Origin of the sequence: Tissierella simiarum (assembly GCF_018917865.1) — a bacterium.
Lineage (GTDB): Bacteria > Bacillota > Clostridia > Tissierellales > Tissierellaceae > Tissierella_C > Tissierella_C simiarum.
The window spans coordinates 38,683-56,422 of record NZ_JAHLPM010000011.1; the positions used below are offsets into that span (position 1 = coordinate 38,683).

18 protein-coding genes are annotated in these 17,740 nt (G+C 29.1%); 16 read left to right on the forward strand and 2 right to left on the reverse strand.

Annotated features, from left to right (window positions below; all coding sequences use genetic code 11):
- The first annotated feature begins 209 nt into the window (after window positions 1-209).
- The 6 genes from KQI42_RS13120 (at window position 210) to KQI42_RS13145 (ending at window position 7,898) form a co-directional block, all read left to right on the forward strand.
- Window positions 210-1,799: a PTS transporter subunit EIIC gene (locus tag KQI42_RS13120; RefSeq protein ID WP_216520503.1), complete on the forward strand. Its 1,590-nt coding sequence runs from the start codon at window positions 210-212 to the stop codon at window positions 1,797-1,799.
- A 79-nt stretch (window positions 1,800-1,878) separates the two neighbouring features.
- A complete protein-coding gene (locus KQI42_RS13125) occupies window positions 1,879-3,270 on the forward strand; it encodes a Sapep family Mn(2+)-dependent dipeptidase (RefSeq protein WP_216520505.1) in 1,392 nt (463 codons plus the stop codon).
- A 101-nt stretch (window positions 3,271-3,371) separates the two neighbouring features.
- On the forward strand, window positions 3,372-4,934 hold the full coding sequence (locus KQI42_RS13130) for a BglG family transcription antiterminator (RefSeq protein ID WP_216520506.1): 1,563 nt from the start codon (window positions 3,372-3,374) through the stop codon (window positions 4,932-4,934).
- A gap of 75 nt (window positions 4,935-5,009) precedes the next feature.
- Window positions 5,010-5,726: a ribulose-phosphate 3-epimerase gene (locus KQI42_RS13135; RefSeq protein ID WP_216520508.1), complete on the forward strand. Its 717-nt coding sequence runs from the start codon at window positions 5,010-5,012 to the stop codon at window positions 5,724-5,726.
- Between the two features lie 282 nt (window positions 5,727-6,008).
- Window positions 6,009-6,488, forward strand: coding sequence for a PTS sugar transporter subunit IIA (locus tag KQI42_RS13140; RefSeq protein ID WP_216520510.1), 480 nt, complete (start codon window positions 6,009-6,011; stop codon window positions 6,486-6,488).
- A gap of 24 nt (window positions 6,489-6,512) precedes the next feature.
- Window positions 6,513-7,898: a tryptophanase gene (locus KQI42_RS13145; protein ID WP_216520512.1), complete on the forward strand. Its 1,386-nt coding sequence runs from the start codon at window positions 6,513-6,515 to the stop codon at window positions 7,896-7,898.
- A gap of 278 nt (window positions 7,899-8,176) precedes the next feature.
- On the opposite strand, the gene KQI42_RS13150 is transcribed toward KQI42_RS13145, so the two are convergent.
- Both KQI42_RS13150 and KQI42_RS13155 read right to left on the reverse strand, forming a co-directional pair.
- Window positions 8,177-9,340 (reverse strand): iron-containing alcohol dehydrogenase, encoded by a 1,164-nt coding sequence (locus tag KQI42_RS13150; protein ID WP_216520514.1) that lies wholly within the window; start codon window positions 9,338-9,340, stop codon window positions 8,177-8,179.
- A gap of 15 nt (window positions 9,341-9,355) precedes the next feature.
- Entirely contained in the window at window positions 9,356-9,829 is a 474-nt protein-coding gene (locus tag KQI42_RS13155) for a heme-degrading domain-containing protein (protein ID WP_216520516.1), read from the reverse strand.
- Window positions 9,830-10,140: 311 nt separating this feature from the next.
- Between KQI42_RS13155 and KQI42_RS13160 the strand changes: the two genes are divergently transcribed.
- The 10 genes from KQI42_RS13160 (at window position 10,141) to KQI42_RS13205 (ending at window position 17,739) form a co-directional block, all read left to right on the forward strand.
- Window positions 10,141-11,364 (forward strand): 6-phosphofructokinase, encoded by a 1,224-nt coding sequence (locus tag KQI42_RS13160; RefSeq protein ID WP_216520518.1) that lies wholly within the window; start codon window positions 10,141-10,143, stop codon window positions 11,362-11,364.
- Window positions 11,365-11,615: 251 nt separating this feature from the next.
- Window positions 11,616-11,843 (forward strand): DUF1858 domain-containing protein, encoded by a 228-nt coding sequence (locus KQI42_RS13165; RefSeq protein ID WP_216520523.1) that lies wholly within the window; start codon window positions 11,616-11,618, stop codon window positions 11,841-11,843.
- A gap of 11 nt (window positions 11,844-11,854) precedes the next feature.
- Window positions 11,855-12,439: an SOS response-associated peptidase gene (locus KQI42_RS13170; RefSeq protein ID WP_216520525.1), complete on the forward strand. Its 585-nt coding sequence runs from the start codon at window positions 11,855-11,857 to the stop codon at window positions 12,437-12,439.
- 207 nt (window positions 12,440-12,646) lie between these two features.
- A complete protein-coding gene (locus tag KQI42_RS13175) occupies window positions 12,647-13,369 on the forward strand; it encodes an ABC transporter ATP-binding protein (RefSeq protein WP_216520527.1) in 723 nt (240 codons plus the stop codon).
- The gene (locus tag KQI42_RS13180; protein ID WP_216520530.1) at window positions 13,369-15,042 is read left to right on the forward strand and encodes a putative ABC transporter permease subunit; all 1,674 of its coding nucleotides are present in this window, start codon (window positions 13,369-13,371) and stop codon (window positions 15,040-15,042) included. Before KQI42_RS13175 ends, KQI42_RS13180 begins: the two co-directional genes overlap by 1 nt.
- A 137-nt stretch (window positions 15,043-15,179) precedes the next feature.
- A complete protein-coding gene (locus KQI42_RS13185; protein WP_246566556.1) occupies window positions 15,180-15,320 on the forward strand; it encodes a CD1871A family CXXC motif-containing protein in 141 nt (46 codons plus the stop codon).
- Window positions 15,304-16,188, forward strand: coding sequence for a 4Fe-4S binding protein (locus KQI42_RS13190; protein ID WP_216520535.1), 885 nt, complete (start codon window positions 15,304-15,306; stop codon window positions 16,186-16,188). Before KQI42_RS13185 ends, KQI42_RS13190 begins: the two co-directional genes overlap by 17 nt.
- The gene (locus KQI42_RS13195; protein WP_216520538.1) at window positions 16,172-16,711 is read left to right on the forward strand and encodes a TlpA family protein disulfide reductase; all 540 of its coding nucleotides are present in this window, start codon (window positions 16,172-16,174) and stop codon (window positions 16,709-16,711) included. The genes KQI42_RS13190 and KQI42_RS13195 overlap by 17 nt, the downstream gene beginning before the upstream one ends.
- An 11-nt stretch (window positions 16,712-16,722) precedes the next feature.
- A complete protein-coding gene (locus KQI42_RS13200) occupies window positions 16,723-17,322 on the forward strand; it encodes a peroxiredoxin family protein (RefSeq protein ID WP_216520543.1) in 600 nt (199 codons plus the stop codon).
- 201 nt (window positions 17,323-17,523) lie between these two features.
- Window positions 17,524-17,739, forward strand: coding sequence for a FeoA family protein (locus tag KQI42_RS13205; protein WP_216520545.1), 216 nt, complete (start codon window positions 17,524-17,526; stop codon window positions 17,737-17,739).
- The last annotated feature ends 1 nt before the right edge of the window (window position 17,740 follow it).

Here is a 17,740-nt window from a genome sequence, read left to right on the forward strand (position 1 = left end):
AGGTTTTTTCTTAGCATTTTTATATATCTAATTCTAAATTACCATTTTGATGTGGCAAATAGTTTTACAATTCTGATATTTAAAGATATCGTTTTCACGAGTATAATAATTATAAAGTATTAATTATCGATAATTAATTATATCAAAAAACTCTTAAGGTTTTAATTAGTCTGTTATCATGAAAAATTAATAATTGGAGTGATACTATTATGAAAGAAAAGTTACAGTCATTTGCAGGGGCTATGATGGTACCCATCATATTACTTGTTTTAGTTGGTTTTTATGTAAGTATTGCTAGTTCATTTACAAGTTATATTTTAGCGGAAGGTACATTTTTACACACATTGTTTTCTGTTATTGCTAGTATAGGTTTTATGATTATGAGATACTTGCCATTTTGGTTTGCAGTTGGTATTTCCTTTGCATTGGCAAAGAAAGAAAAAGGTTGGGCTGCCTTTGGTGGACTTGTAATGTTTATGTGTTTTAATACTGTAATTAGTACTTATGCAGGTGCTCATGGTTGGAATGCAGACACAACAACAATTGATCATTTAGTTAATAATTTAGGATGGACAATGGAAAAGGCTCAAAACTATAATTCATTGTGGAAGGATATTGCTGGAGTTTTTACTTTTGATATGGGTATTTTTAGCGGAATATTAACAGGTATTGTTACCTCAGCTATTCATAATAAATGGTATAATAAAGAGCTTCCAAATGTATTTTCATTTTTTAGTGGCCCTAGATATGTAATTATAATAATTACTTTGTTTTCTATTCCTTTAGGGATTGCGACCTATTATGTTTGGCCAGTAATTGCTACTGGATTGCAAAGTATTACTAAATTAATTACAACTTCAGGATTGTTTGGAACATTTATTTTTGGTGCGGCAGATAAAGCATTATTGCCATTTGGAATTCACCACTTAATAGCTTTTCCTATTGAATATACACGTGTTGGTGGAGTAATGGAAATTGGAGGTATTTTATATGAAGGGGTAAGGAATATTATTATTGGACAGGCTGGTTCATTAGAAGCAACTGGTTATATAGTTCGTAATTTTACAACAGGAAGGATCTTATTCCAATTTGGTGGACTTCCAGGAGCAGCAGCAGCAATTTATGCAACGGCTAAACCAGAAAATCGAAAAAGAGTAGCTTCTATTGTTATTCCAGCAGCATTGACTGCAATATTTGTTGGTATTACTGAGCCTATAGAATATACATTTTTATTTGTAAACCCATTACTATACTATTTAATTCATGTACCTTTATCAGGACTGGCATATGTATTAACTGAAATTACAAAAGTTTCTATTAATGGACACGCATTGTTTTTCATGATACCAAATTTATTCCAATTGCATAAAGTACATGCTATGTCGTTAATATTATTAATACCAGCTTATTTTTTAATTTACTTTTTCTTATTTAAATGGGCAATTCTTAAATTTAACATCCTTACTCCAGGTAGAAAGGATAATAGTGGAAACATTAAATTATATTCTAAAAGTGATTACAAAGAAAAGCAATCTGATAATAAAGAAAAATCCAGCAACCTAGCATACAGTATTATCGAACATCTTGGTGGAAGTGATAATATTGAAAGTGTAGGTAACTGTGCAACTCGTTTAAGAGTTACGGTTAAAGATGAATCTTTGGTTTCGGAAAATTCAATTTGGATTGAGGACTTAGAGGCTCAGGGAGTTGTAAGAAACAATAAAGCATTTCAAATTATATACGGACCAAGAGTAATTTCTATAGCTACAGCTGTTAAAGACATATTAAATATTAATTAAAGTAATGATAGGAGGCATTCTTTTTAGAAGCCTCTTATGTGTTTATATAAAATTTTACTTTTATTACGAGGTGAGATTAGTGACAGTTGATATTATAAAGGAACGGTTGCAATTTTATAAAGATGATATTAAAAGAGATCTTAGTCAATTAATTGCTATTAATTCAGAAAGAGATTTAACAACGAAGCAAGACAATGCTCCTTTTGGTATAGGTATTAGAAAATGTTTTGATAAGATGATTGAGTTTGCAGAAAGAGAAGGATTTATTGTAGAAGATTTTAATGGTTATGCAATGCATATTGAATATGGAGAAGGATCAGAAATTTTAGGTATATTAGGTCATTTAGATATTGTTGAGGTTGGGGATATAGAAAAGTGGAATCATAATCCTTTTGATCTAGTTGAAATAAATGGATTTTGGTACGGGCGAGGTGTAAATGACAATAAAGGACCTATGATTGGCTGTTTATATCTATTAAAGGTTTTAAAAGAATTAAACTATCATCCTAGAAAAAGAATAAGACTGATTATTGGAGGAGCAGAAGAAACTACTTGGGAATGTATGACATATTATTTTAATCATAATGAGATGCCAATCTATGGATTTTCACCAGATGGAGATTTCCCAATTATTAATTGTGAAAAGGGAATAGGATATTATTGTTATAATAGTAAAGAAAGATCAGCTAACGATGGGCTCTTTAACATTGTTTCAATTAAGTCAAGTAAAGATATCACCAAAGTATGTGATTATCTTATTGTGAATGTTCAAACTCAATTTCCAGAGAAGTTAGCTTGCTTGTGTTTTTCCTCTAATACCAAAATTGATTACGATAATAATATGGTAATATTCATCTATGAAGGTATATCAGCTAGGGGTAGAAATCCTAACAAAGGAGAAAATGCGATTTTTAAATTTGTAAAAGATTTCAAGATAATAGAAAAATTAGATACTCGTTCTAAAAAGTTAATTAAATTCTTGGACAAATATTTTGTTGATTCTTTATATGGGGAAAAGCTTGGATTGTTTTATGAGGATGAGGAAACAGGATGTACTACAAGCAATCTTTCTTACCTGTTATTGGAAGAAGATAATTATGTAATTTCCTTTGACTATAGATATCCTAAAGGTGTAGACCACGATAAAATAGTTAATATACTCAAAGAAATAGGTAATGAAAATAAATTGGAATTGGTGGTTATAAAAGAGATGCCTTTACTTTACGTATCACCAGATAGTCAATTAATAATTGCCTTAAAAACAGCTTATAAAGCTGTTACTGGAGACATACCTCAGCTATTTTCAAAAGGAGCAGCAAGTTATGCAAGAGCATTGAAACAAGCTGTTGCTTTTGGACCTACTTTTCCTTTAGATACAACTAACTCTCATAGACCAAATGAGTGTATTAATATAGAAAATCTTATGAAGGCACTTCTCATATATAGTGAGGTTATAAAATTACTGACCTAATATTATACTAAATAAGTAAATCTCTAGTTAATATTAGCTTAAATCCTTGTTTCTAAGAATTTTAAAGGCTTTACTACCACTAGATTATAAGGGGTGATACTATGAACATCAGAATTTTAGAAATTATAAAGATTTTAATTAATGATAATGATATTAAAACGGTAGGATATGTGGCTGATAAACTAGATGTTTCAAATAAAACTGTTAGAAACGATTTGAAGAAAGTAGAAAAGATATTATCTGAAAATGATTTAAGACTTATTAAAAAAACAGGCGTTGGTATTTATATTGAAGGCGATGAAAAAGCAAAACTTAAGATGATTTCTAATATAAAGTCCTATAAACAAGTAAGCAAACAATATACATCTAGTGATAGACAGTTATATATACTTAATCAATTGTTGGCTGATAATAAAAAGATAACAACTGGTAGTTTGCAAAATGAGCTTTTCATTAGTAGACCTTCAGTTTATAAGGATTTAGAAAATGTGAAAAAGTGGTTAGAAGAAAGAGATATAAACCTTCTATATGATAAGAATAAAGGTTTTACCCTTGAAGCTGGAGAGAAAAGAATAAGAAAAGCCATGTTTGATCTTTTCCTTTTAAGCAAGGATTATGATGAAGTTTTTGATATGATCGAGAAAGTAAATAATTGTGATGATCTTAATTATGCCTCAATTAATTTTTTCTCCTATTATCAAAAAGAAGATATATTAGGAGTAGATTACGAAAAAGTAAAGAATATTATTTTGATTCTTGAAGATGAGTTTAATATTAAGTTTACACCTGCTGATTTTACAACATTGGCTATTAAATACTCTATAGCCTTTTCTAGAATGATAGATGGTAAATTTGTGGATATGAAGGAGTCTACTTTAAAGAATCTTAAAGAATTTAAAAAATATGAAAAGATGATTGAAATCATAAAAAAAATTGAAGAAGAATTTAATATAGAGATTCCTATGGAAGAAGTAGGATATTTATTTGGTATTACTATTGTAGCTAAAACCCATTTTGATGATGTAGATTGGAACATAAATGAAGAAATGCTGACCATAAATAAAATTGTTGCTCAAGAAATTATTGAGTTAGCAAAAGAGAGCTATTATATTTCTGAAGAAACTACTTTTTATAATGGTCTGATTCATCATCTAAAATCTGTTACAAATAAAATTAAATATGGTTTAGATTTTCAGAACAATTTAGTTGATGAAATTAGAAATAACTATCCTGATTCATTTGAAATTGCTTTAAAGAGTAAACCTATTTTTGAAGATTATTATAATTATGAGATTCCAATAGAAGAGATAGGTTATATTGCTTTGCATATTGCCGCTGCCATAGAACGAAGTAAAAAGCCTCTTTTGACTTATGTAGTCTATCACTCCAATTATAGCGAGGTTAAACTCATGATAGAAATTCTAAAAAATAATTTCAATCAGATTGCTATACAAAAAGTAATACCAATTTCTATGATTGATGACATTAACCAATGTGAAATTGATTTAATTATTACAACGCAAAAACTAGAAAAAGAATTAGATAATAATATAGTAGTGTTGCCAACTATATTGGTATATGAAAATATGCAGAAATTTACTAAAATACTTAGGGATGTATACGAGACAGAAAACGATAAGAGGTTAAAAAAGTTCCATAACTAGTGGCAAATAGATTTACACCAGAAAAATAGTTATTATGATAAACTAAAGATGTATAAAAAAAGAAGGAGTGATTTTATGAAGCATATAAAAATTGCGGCTGGATTAGCTCATGTTAATTATGGAAATATTGCAGGAGTAGTAAAAGAAGCTGTAGATGCTGGTGCGGATTATATCCATTCTGATGCTGCAGATATGCATGATTTAAAAAATCTACAATTGATGGGCGGACATCAAATAATAGATGGTATTAGACCAGTTACAGATAAAATGATTGAATGCCATTTTTATACAGAAACTTGTGATAGATTGTTTATTGAGAAACTTGCAGATGTAGGAACTGATATGTTAATTTTACCGGCAGAAAATTTTATTGGTGCACCCTTAGCCTATATTATAAATTATTGTCGTGAGTTTGGAATGAGAATAGGGCTAACAATAGGCTGCTATACACCTTTATCTTTTGTGGAAGAATCTATCTACGATATTGATAGACTACATTTAGTTATTCATGGTGTAGATGAAACTGATGGTAAAGATAATTGGGGATGGCGTAAAAGCTCTCTTGACTTAATAAAAAGAGCTAGGAAATTAATTAATGAAAAGAATCCAAAATGTGAGTTAGCAATAGATGGTGGTATGAGACATAATAATATGGAACAGTTAATTGCATGTAATCCTGATGTAGTAGTTCTTTCATCAGCTATATTTAAATATCCAGAAGGTATTGCTGCAGGAGTAAAGGCTTGTAGAGAAGCTATAGATGCTGCGGCTATAAAATATGATTTAAAATAATTGAAAATAAAGAAGCTAGAAGAAATATTTATTTCTTCTAGCTTCTTTATATATAAGTTTAATTGTTAACTGACTGCCACAATTTTGTGGTGAAACTTTTTTCTGCAATAAATTACTATTCATAATAAACTATTATATAGAAGATTAAAAATAAAGGTTTCTATCGAAGTGTTCAATAGATAACCATTCAATGTATTTAAATTTTAGCATTAAATAAACTTGTACTTATCAGAATATTATAAAAAATTTCACGCTAACAATATTTAAGGGGGTGACTAATGAATGCTTAAAAAGTTTTTTAATAAAAAAGAAGAGTTATCTTGGATAGTACCTTTAACTGGAACTCTAAAACCGATTACTGAGATGCCTGATCCCGTTTTTTCACAAAAGATGATAGGAGATGGTTTTTGTATAGAGCCTACTATAGGTAAAGTATATTCCCCTATAAAAGGAGAGATAGTTTCAATTTTTCCTACGAAGCATGCCATTGGAATCAGAGAAGATAATGGTTATGAGATATTGATACATTTTGGAATTGATACTGTAAATCTTAACGGAGAAGGTTTCAATCTCTATGTGAATATAGGAGATAAGATAGATGCAGGAGATTTATTACTTGATATTGATACTGATAGTATAAAGAATAAAGTACCATCTTTGACTACAGCAGTTATCATTACTAATTTAAATGGAAAAAATATTAGATTATCAAAACTTGGAGAAGTAAAGCAAGGTGAAACAATTATTTTAAATATATATTAATACTGTTTTGAAAGGAGAATATTTATGAAATTTATGACAGCAGAACCATTTAGAATAAAAATGGTTGAACCAATTAAAAAAACTACAAAGGAGCAAAGACAAGAATGGCTTAAAGAAGCTAGTTATAATGCTTTTAAGCTTAAAGCAGAAAATGTTTATATTGACTGTTTAACAGATAGTGGAACATCAGCTATGAGTTGTAATCAGTGGTCAGTATTAATGCTAGGAGATGAATCCTATGCAGGATGTAAGAGTTTTTATAAACTAGAAGAGTCTGTTCAAGATATTTTTGGAATGCCTTATGTACAACCGACTCATCAAGGAAGAGCGGCAGATTATATTATGGCAAAAATTTATGCAAAAGAAGGTAAATATGCTATTGGAAATATGCATTTTGATACATTTAGAGGAAATGCAGAAGTTTTAGGTGCCTTAGCAGTTGACTATGTTATTGATGAAGGAAAAGATACAGCCAGTGCTGCTCATCCTTTCAAAGGAAACATTGATATTAATAAAATGCAAAGGTTAATAGATGAAAAAGGTGCAGAAAATATATCCGTTGTTATTATAACTGTTACTTGTAATAACAATGGGGGACAACCTGTTTCAATGAAGAATATAAAAGAAGTAAGTGAACTTGCAGGAAAATATAATATTCCAGTAGTAATAGATAGTGCAAGACTTGCAGAAAATGCATATTTCATTCAACAGAGAGAAGAAGGTTATAAAGATAAATCAATAAAGGAAATAACCAAAGAAATGTTCTCGTATTGTGAGACAGCTACAATGAGTTCAAAGAAAGATGGACTTGTAAACATAGGTGGACTTTTTGTAACAAGAAATAAAGATGTTTTTAATATGGCTAATCAGTTAGCTATAGTCCATGAAGGATTCATAACGTATGGTGGTATGTCAGGAAGAGATATGGAAGCACTTGCTGTTGGATTACAAGAAGCTTGTGATGAACAATACCTTGAATATCGTATAAATCAAGTAAAATATTTAGGAGATAGACTAAAAGAACAGGGTATTCCAATCATTGAGCCAACAGGAGGACATGGAGTTTATGTAGATGGCAGAAGGTTTTTCCCTCACATTCCTCAACATGAATTTCCTTCACAAAGACTTGTATGTGCACTATATGAAGAAGCAGGGGTTCGTGCAGTTGAATTAGGAGCTTGTGCATTTGGGTCCAAGGATAAGGAAACAGGTGAACCTATATGGCCTGAATTAGAAACTATGAGAATATCCATTTCTAGAAGAGTTTATACCAATAATCATATGGATGTTATTGCAAATGCTCTTGGGGAAATTTATAAAAATAGGGATCAATATAAAGGAATGAAACTTGTATATGAAGGACCAATTACATCTTTAAGACATTTTACAGCTGGGTTTGAATTAATATAATAACATTAGAGCTTTTTAATAAAAAACTTTTAAGCTTCAGTAATAGCATACCAACTTATGAGAATTAGGTTTTTCTATATTTAATCAAGAGGTGAGAGAAATTAAATAATTTTCTCACCTCTATTATTTTTTATTAAAGATAGTTTTAATCAATTTATTATAGTATAAATAACTATACTATTGATTATTATTTGCAAAATACTAGGTCAATTATATGACCTAGTATTTTTTAAAACAATCATTTATAGCCGTTATTAGGGGCGTTATTAGACTGTTATCTATCTAAAGTTTTTTGAATTTAGAATAATTTTTTGTAAATCTTCTTTATTTCCAAATGGCAATAAATTTAAAATCGGACAGTTAATAATGCTATTAAATTGTTCATCATTTACATTGTAATCATCAAATCTATAATAAAGCCTTATATCCTTAAGAAACTGCTTAATAATATGACTTAATTTAGCAGAAGCCTCTTCATCTGGTACTGTTTCTAGTGATTCATCAAATATTCTAGCAACGTTGGCAAATTTAATAATATTTACATTATGCTGTTGATGTAGGAATTCTGGAAATATAAGAGCCAGTGCTTCACCGTGATTAATATCTGTGATACCACCGATAATTTCACTTAGTGGATGAGGTGCAGCAGCACCAGCATTTGATAAAGCAATGCCTGCTAAAGTTTGGGCATATAGTAATTGTTTTCTGTATTCAATATTTTCTAAATTTCTTACTGACTTTATTAAATAATTTTTTATAGATTTTATTGCTTCAATAGATGCCAATTCACTAAAAGGAGAAGCTAGAGGATTTATATAGCTTTCAAAGGCATGAGCAAAAGCATCAAATCCAGTTGAGGCAGTTAGAGTCTTAGGTAAAGTCAATAATAAATTTGGATCTAAAATAGCGGTATCAGCATGATTTAAGGGGTGGAAAATTGTGTATTTCTCCTTTTCCATAGAAATAACTGCTGCTTGTGTCACCTCTGAACCTGTACCTGCAGTAGTAGGTATAGCAATGTGTGGAATATATTTATTAGATAGAGGCATGTAATTATCATGTGGATTACAATAGGTTTTAAATATATAACTCCAATCAATTTCTTCAAATTCATTAAGTAGACAAATAGTTTTACCGGTATCTATAGTAGAGCCTCCACCGACAGTTATGATAAAATCTATATGATTTTTTTGAACCAATTTAATTCCCTTTTCTATAATTTCCGTAGTAGGATTTGGAATTACTTCATCGAAGTGAATCACCTCTAAATCATTTTTGACTAGGATATCTTTTATTTCTGAATAAAGATTGCCACGGGGAGGCTTATTTTCAGTTGTTATTAATAAACATTTTTTACCATATGATTTAGCAATATGATTTAATGCTTTTATTTTTCCTACTCCAAAGTATAATTTTGTTGGAATATTAAAACTTATATTCATACTAACTCCTCTCCTTTACCTTTGTTTTTTTAAGTATTCTTTTATAGCTGTTACAACTAAATCATGATCTTCTTCTGGTGTTAGACCTGCTACCGTAATGGCACCAATAATGCCTGTGTTTCTTACAATAATAGGAACTGATCCACCAGTAGCTGAGTATTTCTCATTTGGTAATCCATATTTATTAAAAAGATTTGTATCATCCTTTGTAAGCTTCGTTGCTATATATATGGAGCTGGTAAAAAAGTGCTGTACAACGTTTCTTTTACGGATAATCCATAAATCTTTGTCAGGAGTTGCTCCATCAAAGGAAAAATGAAACAATTGATGATTGAATCTACTTATATCAATAGCTATTGTATAGCTATTATTTCTAGCAATATTTATTATGTAATTACCGATGTATAGTGCGGTTTCGCTATTAAATTTATCAAATATTAGTGTCTCTAATTCCTGTTCATATCTTTGCAAAAGCATATCTATATTCATGATTTCTACCATCCTTGTATTTTTGTTAAATTATATCATAGTTTAAAGTTTCTAATTTATAAATATATTTCTATAATGATATAGTAAAAAGTTAACATAGTTAATAAACTGGATAGGATACAAGATAATATGAGAATTTAATTAAGTCTTAATCAATGTAAAACTATTACCAGATTGATTTGGAAATAATTGATATATTGAAAAAATTGAATCATGCTATTTAGAAATATATAATTATTAAAGAAAGCTTTTAATTTATAACTAGCCAAATTTCTAGCTGAAGGTTCTAATTCAATTTTAGGAGAGATGATATGAAAAATTGTATAGTTGCTCAATCTGGAGGTCCTACATCTGTAATAAACTCTAGTGTTGTTGGCGTTGTAATAGGAAATAAAGAGATAAAACATTATGACAATGTCTATGGAGGTATTAACGGTATTGAAGGAATTTTACAGAATAGAATTATTAATTTATCTGAGTTAACAGATGAGGATCTAGAATTATTAAAATATACTCCTTCATCTGCATTAGGGTCTTGCAGATATAGAATGAAGGATTTCACTATAAGTGATCAAGAGTATTTAAAGTTCTTTCAAATATTAGATGAATTAGATATTCAAACTTTTTTCTATATTGGTGGCAATGATTCAATGGATACAGTGAGTAAGCTAAGTAAATATGCTGAACTAAAGGGAATTGACAAGCAAATCATTGGAATCCCAAAGACAATTGATAATGATCTACTTTATACTGACCATACTCCAGGTTATGGTAGTGCTGCAAAATACATTGCTACAGCTACATTGGAAACTTACTTAGATTCCAGTGTATACTCTAATAATGGAATTTTTATTTTAGAGGTCATGGGAAGAAGCGCAGGATGGCTAGCGGCTAGTGCCGTTCTTGCTGAAATAAATGGACAACCTGTTGTTGATTTCATATATTTGCCAGAGGGAAAATTTTCAAAAGAACAGTTTTTAAATGAAGTAAACGATAAATTTCAAAAGAAGAATAAAGTTTATATTGTAGTTTCAGAGGGGTTAAAAGATGAGACTGGAGAATATTTGTTTAATACAGCTAATTCTAATATACATGATGGATTTTCCCACGTTCAATTAGGAGGAGTTGGAAAATATTTAGAAAGACTAATTGTAGAGAATAGAATAACTTCAAGAGTTAAAACTTTAGAGCTTGGAGTTACCCAACGTTGTGCTATGCATTTAGCATCTATGACTGATATAGAAGAAGCATATTTGGTAGGTAAAGATGCTCTAAAATGTTCTGTTCAAGGATATACAGGATTTATGGTAGGGATTAGGAGACTACAAAATAATCCTTATAGAATTGAAACCTATAAAGTTGAAGCCTCTAAAGTAGCAAACAATATAAAATATTTTCCGAAACAATGGATTACACCAGAGGGTAATAATATAACGCCAGAGGCAGTAGAATATATATCTCCTTTAATTATGGGAGAGCCTAATTTACTTATCAAAAAAGGATTACCTAAATATATGGATCTAAAAGTCAAATAAAGATTTAATCAACAATTTTGCCAAAGTTATTTTATAGCTTTGGCAAAATTCATTTTTCATTATAGATATTTTTTAATCTTAACATGAAAAAGCATCGAACTTAGATTTTTATATATCCCTATAATTAATTATATTACAAAAATCATGGGAAATTATGGGTGTATGGAAGTGTATATTAAATTATGTATATAGTTTATTGGCAATTTTGTAAATTGGGTAATATAATAATATAAAATAGTTGGAGGAATAAAATGAAGAAGGTAATAGATTTAAATAAAACTGTTCATGAATTATTTAAAGAAAATCCAGAAATAATTGAGATATTAAAAGAAGTAGGCTTTGATCAAATTGCAAATTCAAATATGATAAATACTGTAGGAAAGTTTATGACTGTTAAGAAAGGTGCAAGTATGAAAGGGATAAACTTAGAAAAGATAAAAACATTTTTAATAGAAAAAGGATATGAAATTAGAGAATAGGAGGAAGAATAATGTGTGGAAGATATGCATTAGAGGTAGATATAAATTTTTTAATAGAAAGATATCACACTATTATTAATGAAAAAAATTTTTTGCAGAAAGAAGAAGTTTTTCCTACCGATTTAACTTTAATCGTTAGAGAAAACAAAGGAAGGGAATTATCTTTGATGAAGTGGGGATTTATGCCTGGTTTTGTTACAAGACCTATAATCAATGGGAGAAGTGAAACGATAGATAGTAAGCCTACTTTCAAAATTCCTTTTTTATATAAGAGATGTGTTATTCCAGCTACTAGCTTTTATGAGTGGGAAAAGGTAGGAGATAAAAAAGTAAAGAGAAAAATTTTTATAGAAAATGAAAAGGTATTTTCTATGGCTGGTTTATATAACACATTCAAGGATAAGGAAGGAAAGGAATATGAAGCTTTTACTATAATAACTACTGAAGCTAATGGCACTATAAAAAGGATTCATCATAGAATGCCTGTTATTCTTCCTAAAGATAAAGAAGATGAATGGTTAAGAATGGATAATAAGGATTTGTTGACTCTGAAAGAAATGTTATATCCGTCAAAAGAAAGATTAATAATAGAATAATAAAGACTTGTTCCTTAGTGAATAAGTCTTTTACTTTATATAAATGTATTTTAAAATATTTCATGTTAGATTAGCAACTTTACTAGTTTTTTGTGAAAAGTTTACTTGAAGTTATCCTAAGCTTAATAGAAAAATAAAATAAATATTGATATATAAGCCTATTTGTTATATTATATATATAACAAATATAATAAGGAGGTTAAAAACTTGCTAAAATTAAAAAATATATCCAAAACTTATAGTAAAGGAACAATAAAAGCTGTAGATAATATAGATTTAGACATAAAGTCAGGAGAGATATTTGGTTTTCTAGGACCAAATGGTGCTGGAAAGACTACTACAATAAAAATGATAGTAGGTCTTCTAAAACCTGACACTGGGCAAGTGTTTATTGATAACATAGATGTTTGGAAAAATTCTTTAGAAGCTAAAGCTAAGATTAGTTATGTTCCAGATAATCCTGAAATATATGATAAGTTAAAGGGCATAGAATATTTAAATTTTATATCAGATATGTATGGAGTACCTAAGAATGTTAGAGAAGAAAAGATGAACTATTATTCAGAAATGTTCAATATAAAAGAGGCTTTAGGGGATATTATAGGCAGTTATTCCCATGGAATGAAACAAAAATTGGTTTTAACCTCTGCATTAATTCATGATCCTCAATTGTTTATTCTTGATGAGCCTATGGTAGGACTAGACCCTAAATCTGCCTTTCAGTTAAAAGAGATAATGAGAAAAAGATGTGATGAAGGAAAAACTGTATTTTTCTCTACCCATGTTTTAGAAGTAGCAGAGAAATTATGTGATAGAATTGCTATTATAAATAAAGGTAAGATTATAGCTATGGGAACTATGGAAGAATTGAGAAGTCATGCAGAGGAAAGAGAGTCTTTAGAAAATATATTCTTGGGGTTGACGGAATAATGGAAAAAGTAATTTCTTTAATTAAAACTGACTTTAATATTACCTTTGGCTTATCTTCCATCGTTTATAGTTTCAAAAATAAAAAGAATAGATGGCAGATGATTTTAATCGGTTTTGCTTTTCTATCACTTATTCCAACTTACTTTATGTTAATAAGTGGATTAGTTAAAATATATGATGCATATAGACAAATTGGTCAGCAATCCATGTTTTTATTAAATGGATTTCTAGCTTCACAAATGTTAGTATTTTTATTTGGTCTTTTATATGTTATGTCCAAGTATTATTTTTCTAATGATTTAAACCAATTAGTTCCATTACCAATCAAGCCTAGTTATATAGTAGGTTCAAAATTTGTAACTTTAATGTTTAGTGAGTATCTAACATCTCTTCCAATCATACTTCCTTTTATAATTATATATGGAATAAAGGGAAGTGAGGGAATAGTATATTGGATTTACTCCTTGTTATTAACACTTACTTTACCAGCACTCCCTTTAGTTTTAGCTTCTATTTTAGTGATGATATTTATGAGATATACAAACGTTAAAGGAAAAAAGGATTTAATTAGAATTGTAGGAGCCGTTTTATTTCTAATAATTTTATTCTTTTTTCAATTTAAGATTCAATCTATTGCTCAAAAAGCATTAATGAAAGGAGATAACTTTTTCTTCGATTTAGTAAGAGATTCAAATCTTCTGGTAAAAAAGTTAGGATTAGCTTTTCCACCTAGTATGTGGGGATCTTTAGCCTTAAGTAATTATAGCAGCATAAAAGGATTTTTATATCTTTTATTATTTATAGGTATAGCAGTAGGTGGATTGATTTTAATGTTATTTTTAAGTGAAAAGTTATTTTATGATGGATTAATAGGAAATATTGAGGTTTCTGCTGCAAAAGGTAAGGGTAGCAGGAAAGTAGATTTAAATAAATCTACTAAGGAAGCTAATCCTTCCATTGCAATAGCTTTAAAAGAAATAAAGATGCTTTTTAGAACTCCTATTTATTTAATAAATTCTATTGGAGGAGTAATTATTGTTCCTATTATTTTAGTAATGTCTACTTTTGTTAATGGTGAAGAATCCATGGAGCCTATAAGGCTAATATTAGAAGGAAAACCCTATTTAATTACCTTATTTGGAATTGGATTAATAATTGCTTTAGGAATGTTAAGTTCTATTGGTTGTACTACTTTTTCTAGAGAAGGAAAAAACTTCTGGATACAAAGAACCTTACCTATAAAAGTAGAAGATCAAATATATGGAAGAGTTATGGCTTCATTGATTATTCAATTAATGGGTTTGGTGGTTTTATTAGTCAGCATGTCTTTTATAACTAATATTGGTTTATCATCTATATTTTGGATTAGTTTGTTAGGTTTATTAGGTAGTATTCCTATGACTCAACTTGGAATGACCATAGATATTTTAAGACCATTACTTGATTGGGATAATCCTCAAGTAGCTATGAAGCAAAACCTTAATGTATTGATTGGAATGGGAATAGGTATTCTTTATGAAGGAGGAATAGTACTATTAGTTATTTTCTTAGTGAAAAATAACATAGGAATTAATTTAATATATGGTTTGTTAGTGTTAATATTTATTTTATTTAGCTATTGCTTATTTATTTTATTGAAAAAGTTAATAAATAAACAATTTCAACTGCTATAGAAGATAAAAGAGACAAAATATTTAATTGTTTTGTCTCTTTTTTATTATTGTAAATTTTGACAAAAAATTAACTACTCTTTTATTGAGTTCAAATTTATTATATAATAAACTATAATATAGGGTTGGGGGGTATGTTTATGAAGAAAAAAGAAATATTGAGGGTCAGTATTTTAACCCTTAGCCTTTTATTTCTAATAGTAGGAAAACTTAGAGGAGAAATAGCCACAGTTCTCGTTAAAGCTATTAACATATGTTTGGAGTGTGTTGGAATTGGGTAGATTAAATAGAAAACTGGTTCAAGTTATAACGGCTGTTGGAACTAATAGTTATATAAGTGGTTTTTTAAATGGAACTATATATAAAGGGAAACTTAAAAAGTTCTGTGTTCCTGGGCTTAATTGCTATTCTTGTCCTGGAGCTCTAGGTGCCTGTCCTATAGGAAGTCTACAGGCTGTTATAGGTTCAGCTAATTACTATTTATCTTACTATGTGTTAGGAACTATTGCTTTATTTGGCTCTTTAATGGGACGTTTAGTATGTGGATGGCTTTGTCCTTTTGGACTTATACAGGAGCTAATCCATAAAATTCCTTCTAAAAAGATTAGAATAAGTGGGAAAAATCCTTTGAAATACTTAAAGTATATAATACTAATTTCATTTGTAATACTTATGCCAATGCTTATAGTTAACAAATTAGGTATGGGGGATCCTTATTTCTGTAAATATATTTGTCCTGCAGGTACTTTAGAAGCAGGAATTCCATTAGTACTGATGAATCCATCTCTAAAACAAGCAATAGGTATAATTTTCTCATGGAAAGTATTTTTACTTCTAGTAACTATAGTAGGATCTATATTGATAGCCAGACCATTCTGTAGATTTATTTGCCCTTTAGGTGCCATATACGGTTTGTTTAATCCAGTATCTTTTTATAGATTAGAAGTATCCAATGAAAAATGCATAAGGTGTAACAAATGTACTAAAACTTGTCCTGTATCTGTGGAAACTTATAAAACGCCTAATAGTCCCGAATGTATAAGATGTGGTGAGTGTATAAAAGCGTGTCCTACTAAGGCTATATCCAGTAAATTTGGTTTAAAAGAAGGAGAAGGAACTGGAGGAATAAAGGTTGAAAAAAATAATTAGCAGAGTAATTGATATTATTCTTATTCTATTAATAATCTACCTTTCTTTTAGGTTGTTACAAAAAAAGGGGATTATAGAAAGTAAGTTAGATAAGATTGATAAAATACCTGCTTTTAAAGTAGAAGATGTTTATGACAATGAAATAACGGAGAAAATATTCAAGGAATATGACTTTACCATAGTAAATATATGGTCTCCCTTTTGTGGAGCATGTTTAGAAGAGTTAGCAGCATTAAAAGAACTAGAACCCTATATTGAAGAGAACAATGGAAGTATTTTAGGAATAGTTATAAATTCTAAAAAGGAAAGAGCATTAAAGACTATAGAAGATTTACAATTAGAATTTATTAATGTTATTCCAAATAAAAAATTTTATAAAGATTTTGTTAAAGGAGTATTAAATACTCCTACTACTTTATTTGTAGATAAGGATGGAAATATACTTAAAAAGTCAACAGGTAGTTATGGTAAAGAAGGAGATATAAAATATATTAAAAAAGTAATAGAGAAGCTAAAATTTTAAGAGGTGAAGAGATGAATAAAAATATAAGGTTTTTAATGGTAGCTATTTTAGTTATGACATTGGCTATAACGGGTTGTACTTCAAAAAAGAATAGTGAAGATCTAGATACGTCTAAAAATGATGACCTTGTTATAGAAAATGAAGGAAATACAGAAGAAGTTCTTGAAGTTAAATTGCCTGAATTTAACTTAAAAGACGTAGAAGGCAATGAAGTGTCTAGTGAAATATTTAATGATTATGAGATGACTATTGTTAGCTTTTGGCAAAGTACTTGTGGTCCCTGTATGGAAGAATTGGAAGCTTTAAATGTAATATATGATGAATACAAAGATAAGGGTGTAAATGTTGTAGGGATAGCATTAGATGATGTGGAGACTATGGGAGATAAAGGTGTAAAAAAAGTTATCGAAATATTGGATCTAAAGTTTACTAATGTTATAGCTGATGAAGAATATGCTATCCAGCTAATGGATTATATAACAGGAACACCGACAGCTTTTATGGTGGGTAAAAATGGTGAGCTTTTAATGGATCCAAAGGTAGGTTCAGTAGGTAAGGATAACGATATAGAGGAGTTTAAAAAAATAGTTGAAGAAATAATTCAAAAATAATAAATCAGACTATAAAAATATATAAAGATAAAAAGTCCTAATTTTTTATAAAAAATTAGGACTTTTTTAATTGTTTTAAAAAGAAGGTATATTTTTTAAATGAATCGCAAGATATCTAAAGGGAGAATTTTGCCAGTATACTATACTTATATAATAGAAGTGATAACCATTATCAATAAAAATATTAAGGGGGGAGATATTATGGAGCTATCAAGTTGTAAAAGACACTGTACTTATGAAGTTCAAGAGTTACCTAGTCTACATTTATTAAAAGTATTAGGACTAAGAGAAGGAATAAATTTAAAAGTACAGAGTAAACAGCCTTTAGGAGGACCAATAGTAGTTAAGATTGGTAATAGAAGTATAGCTATAGCAAAATCATTGGCTAAAGATATTATTGTTAAAGGGGGAAGCTAGA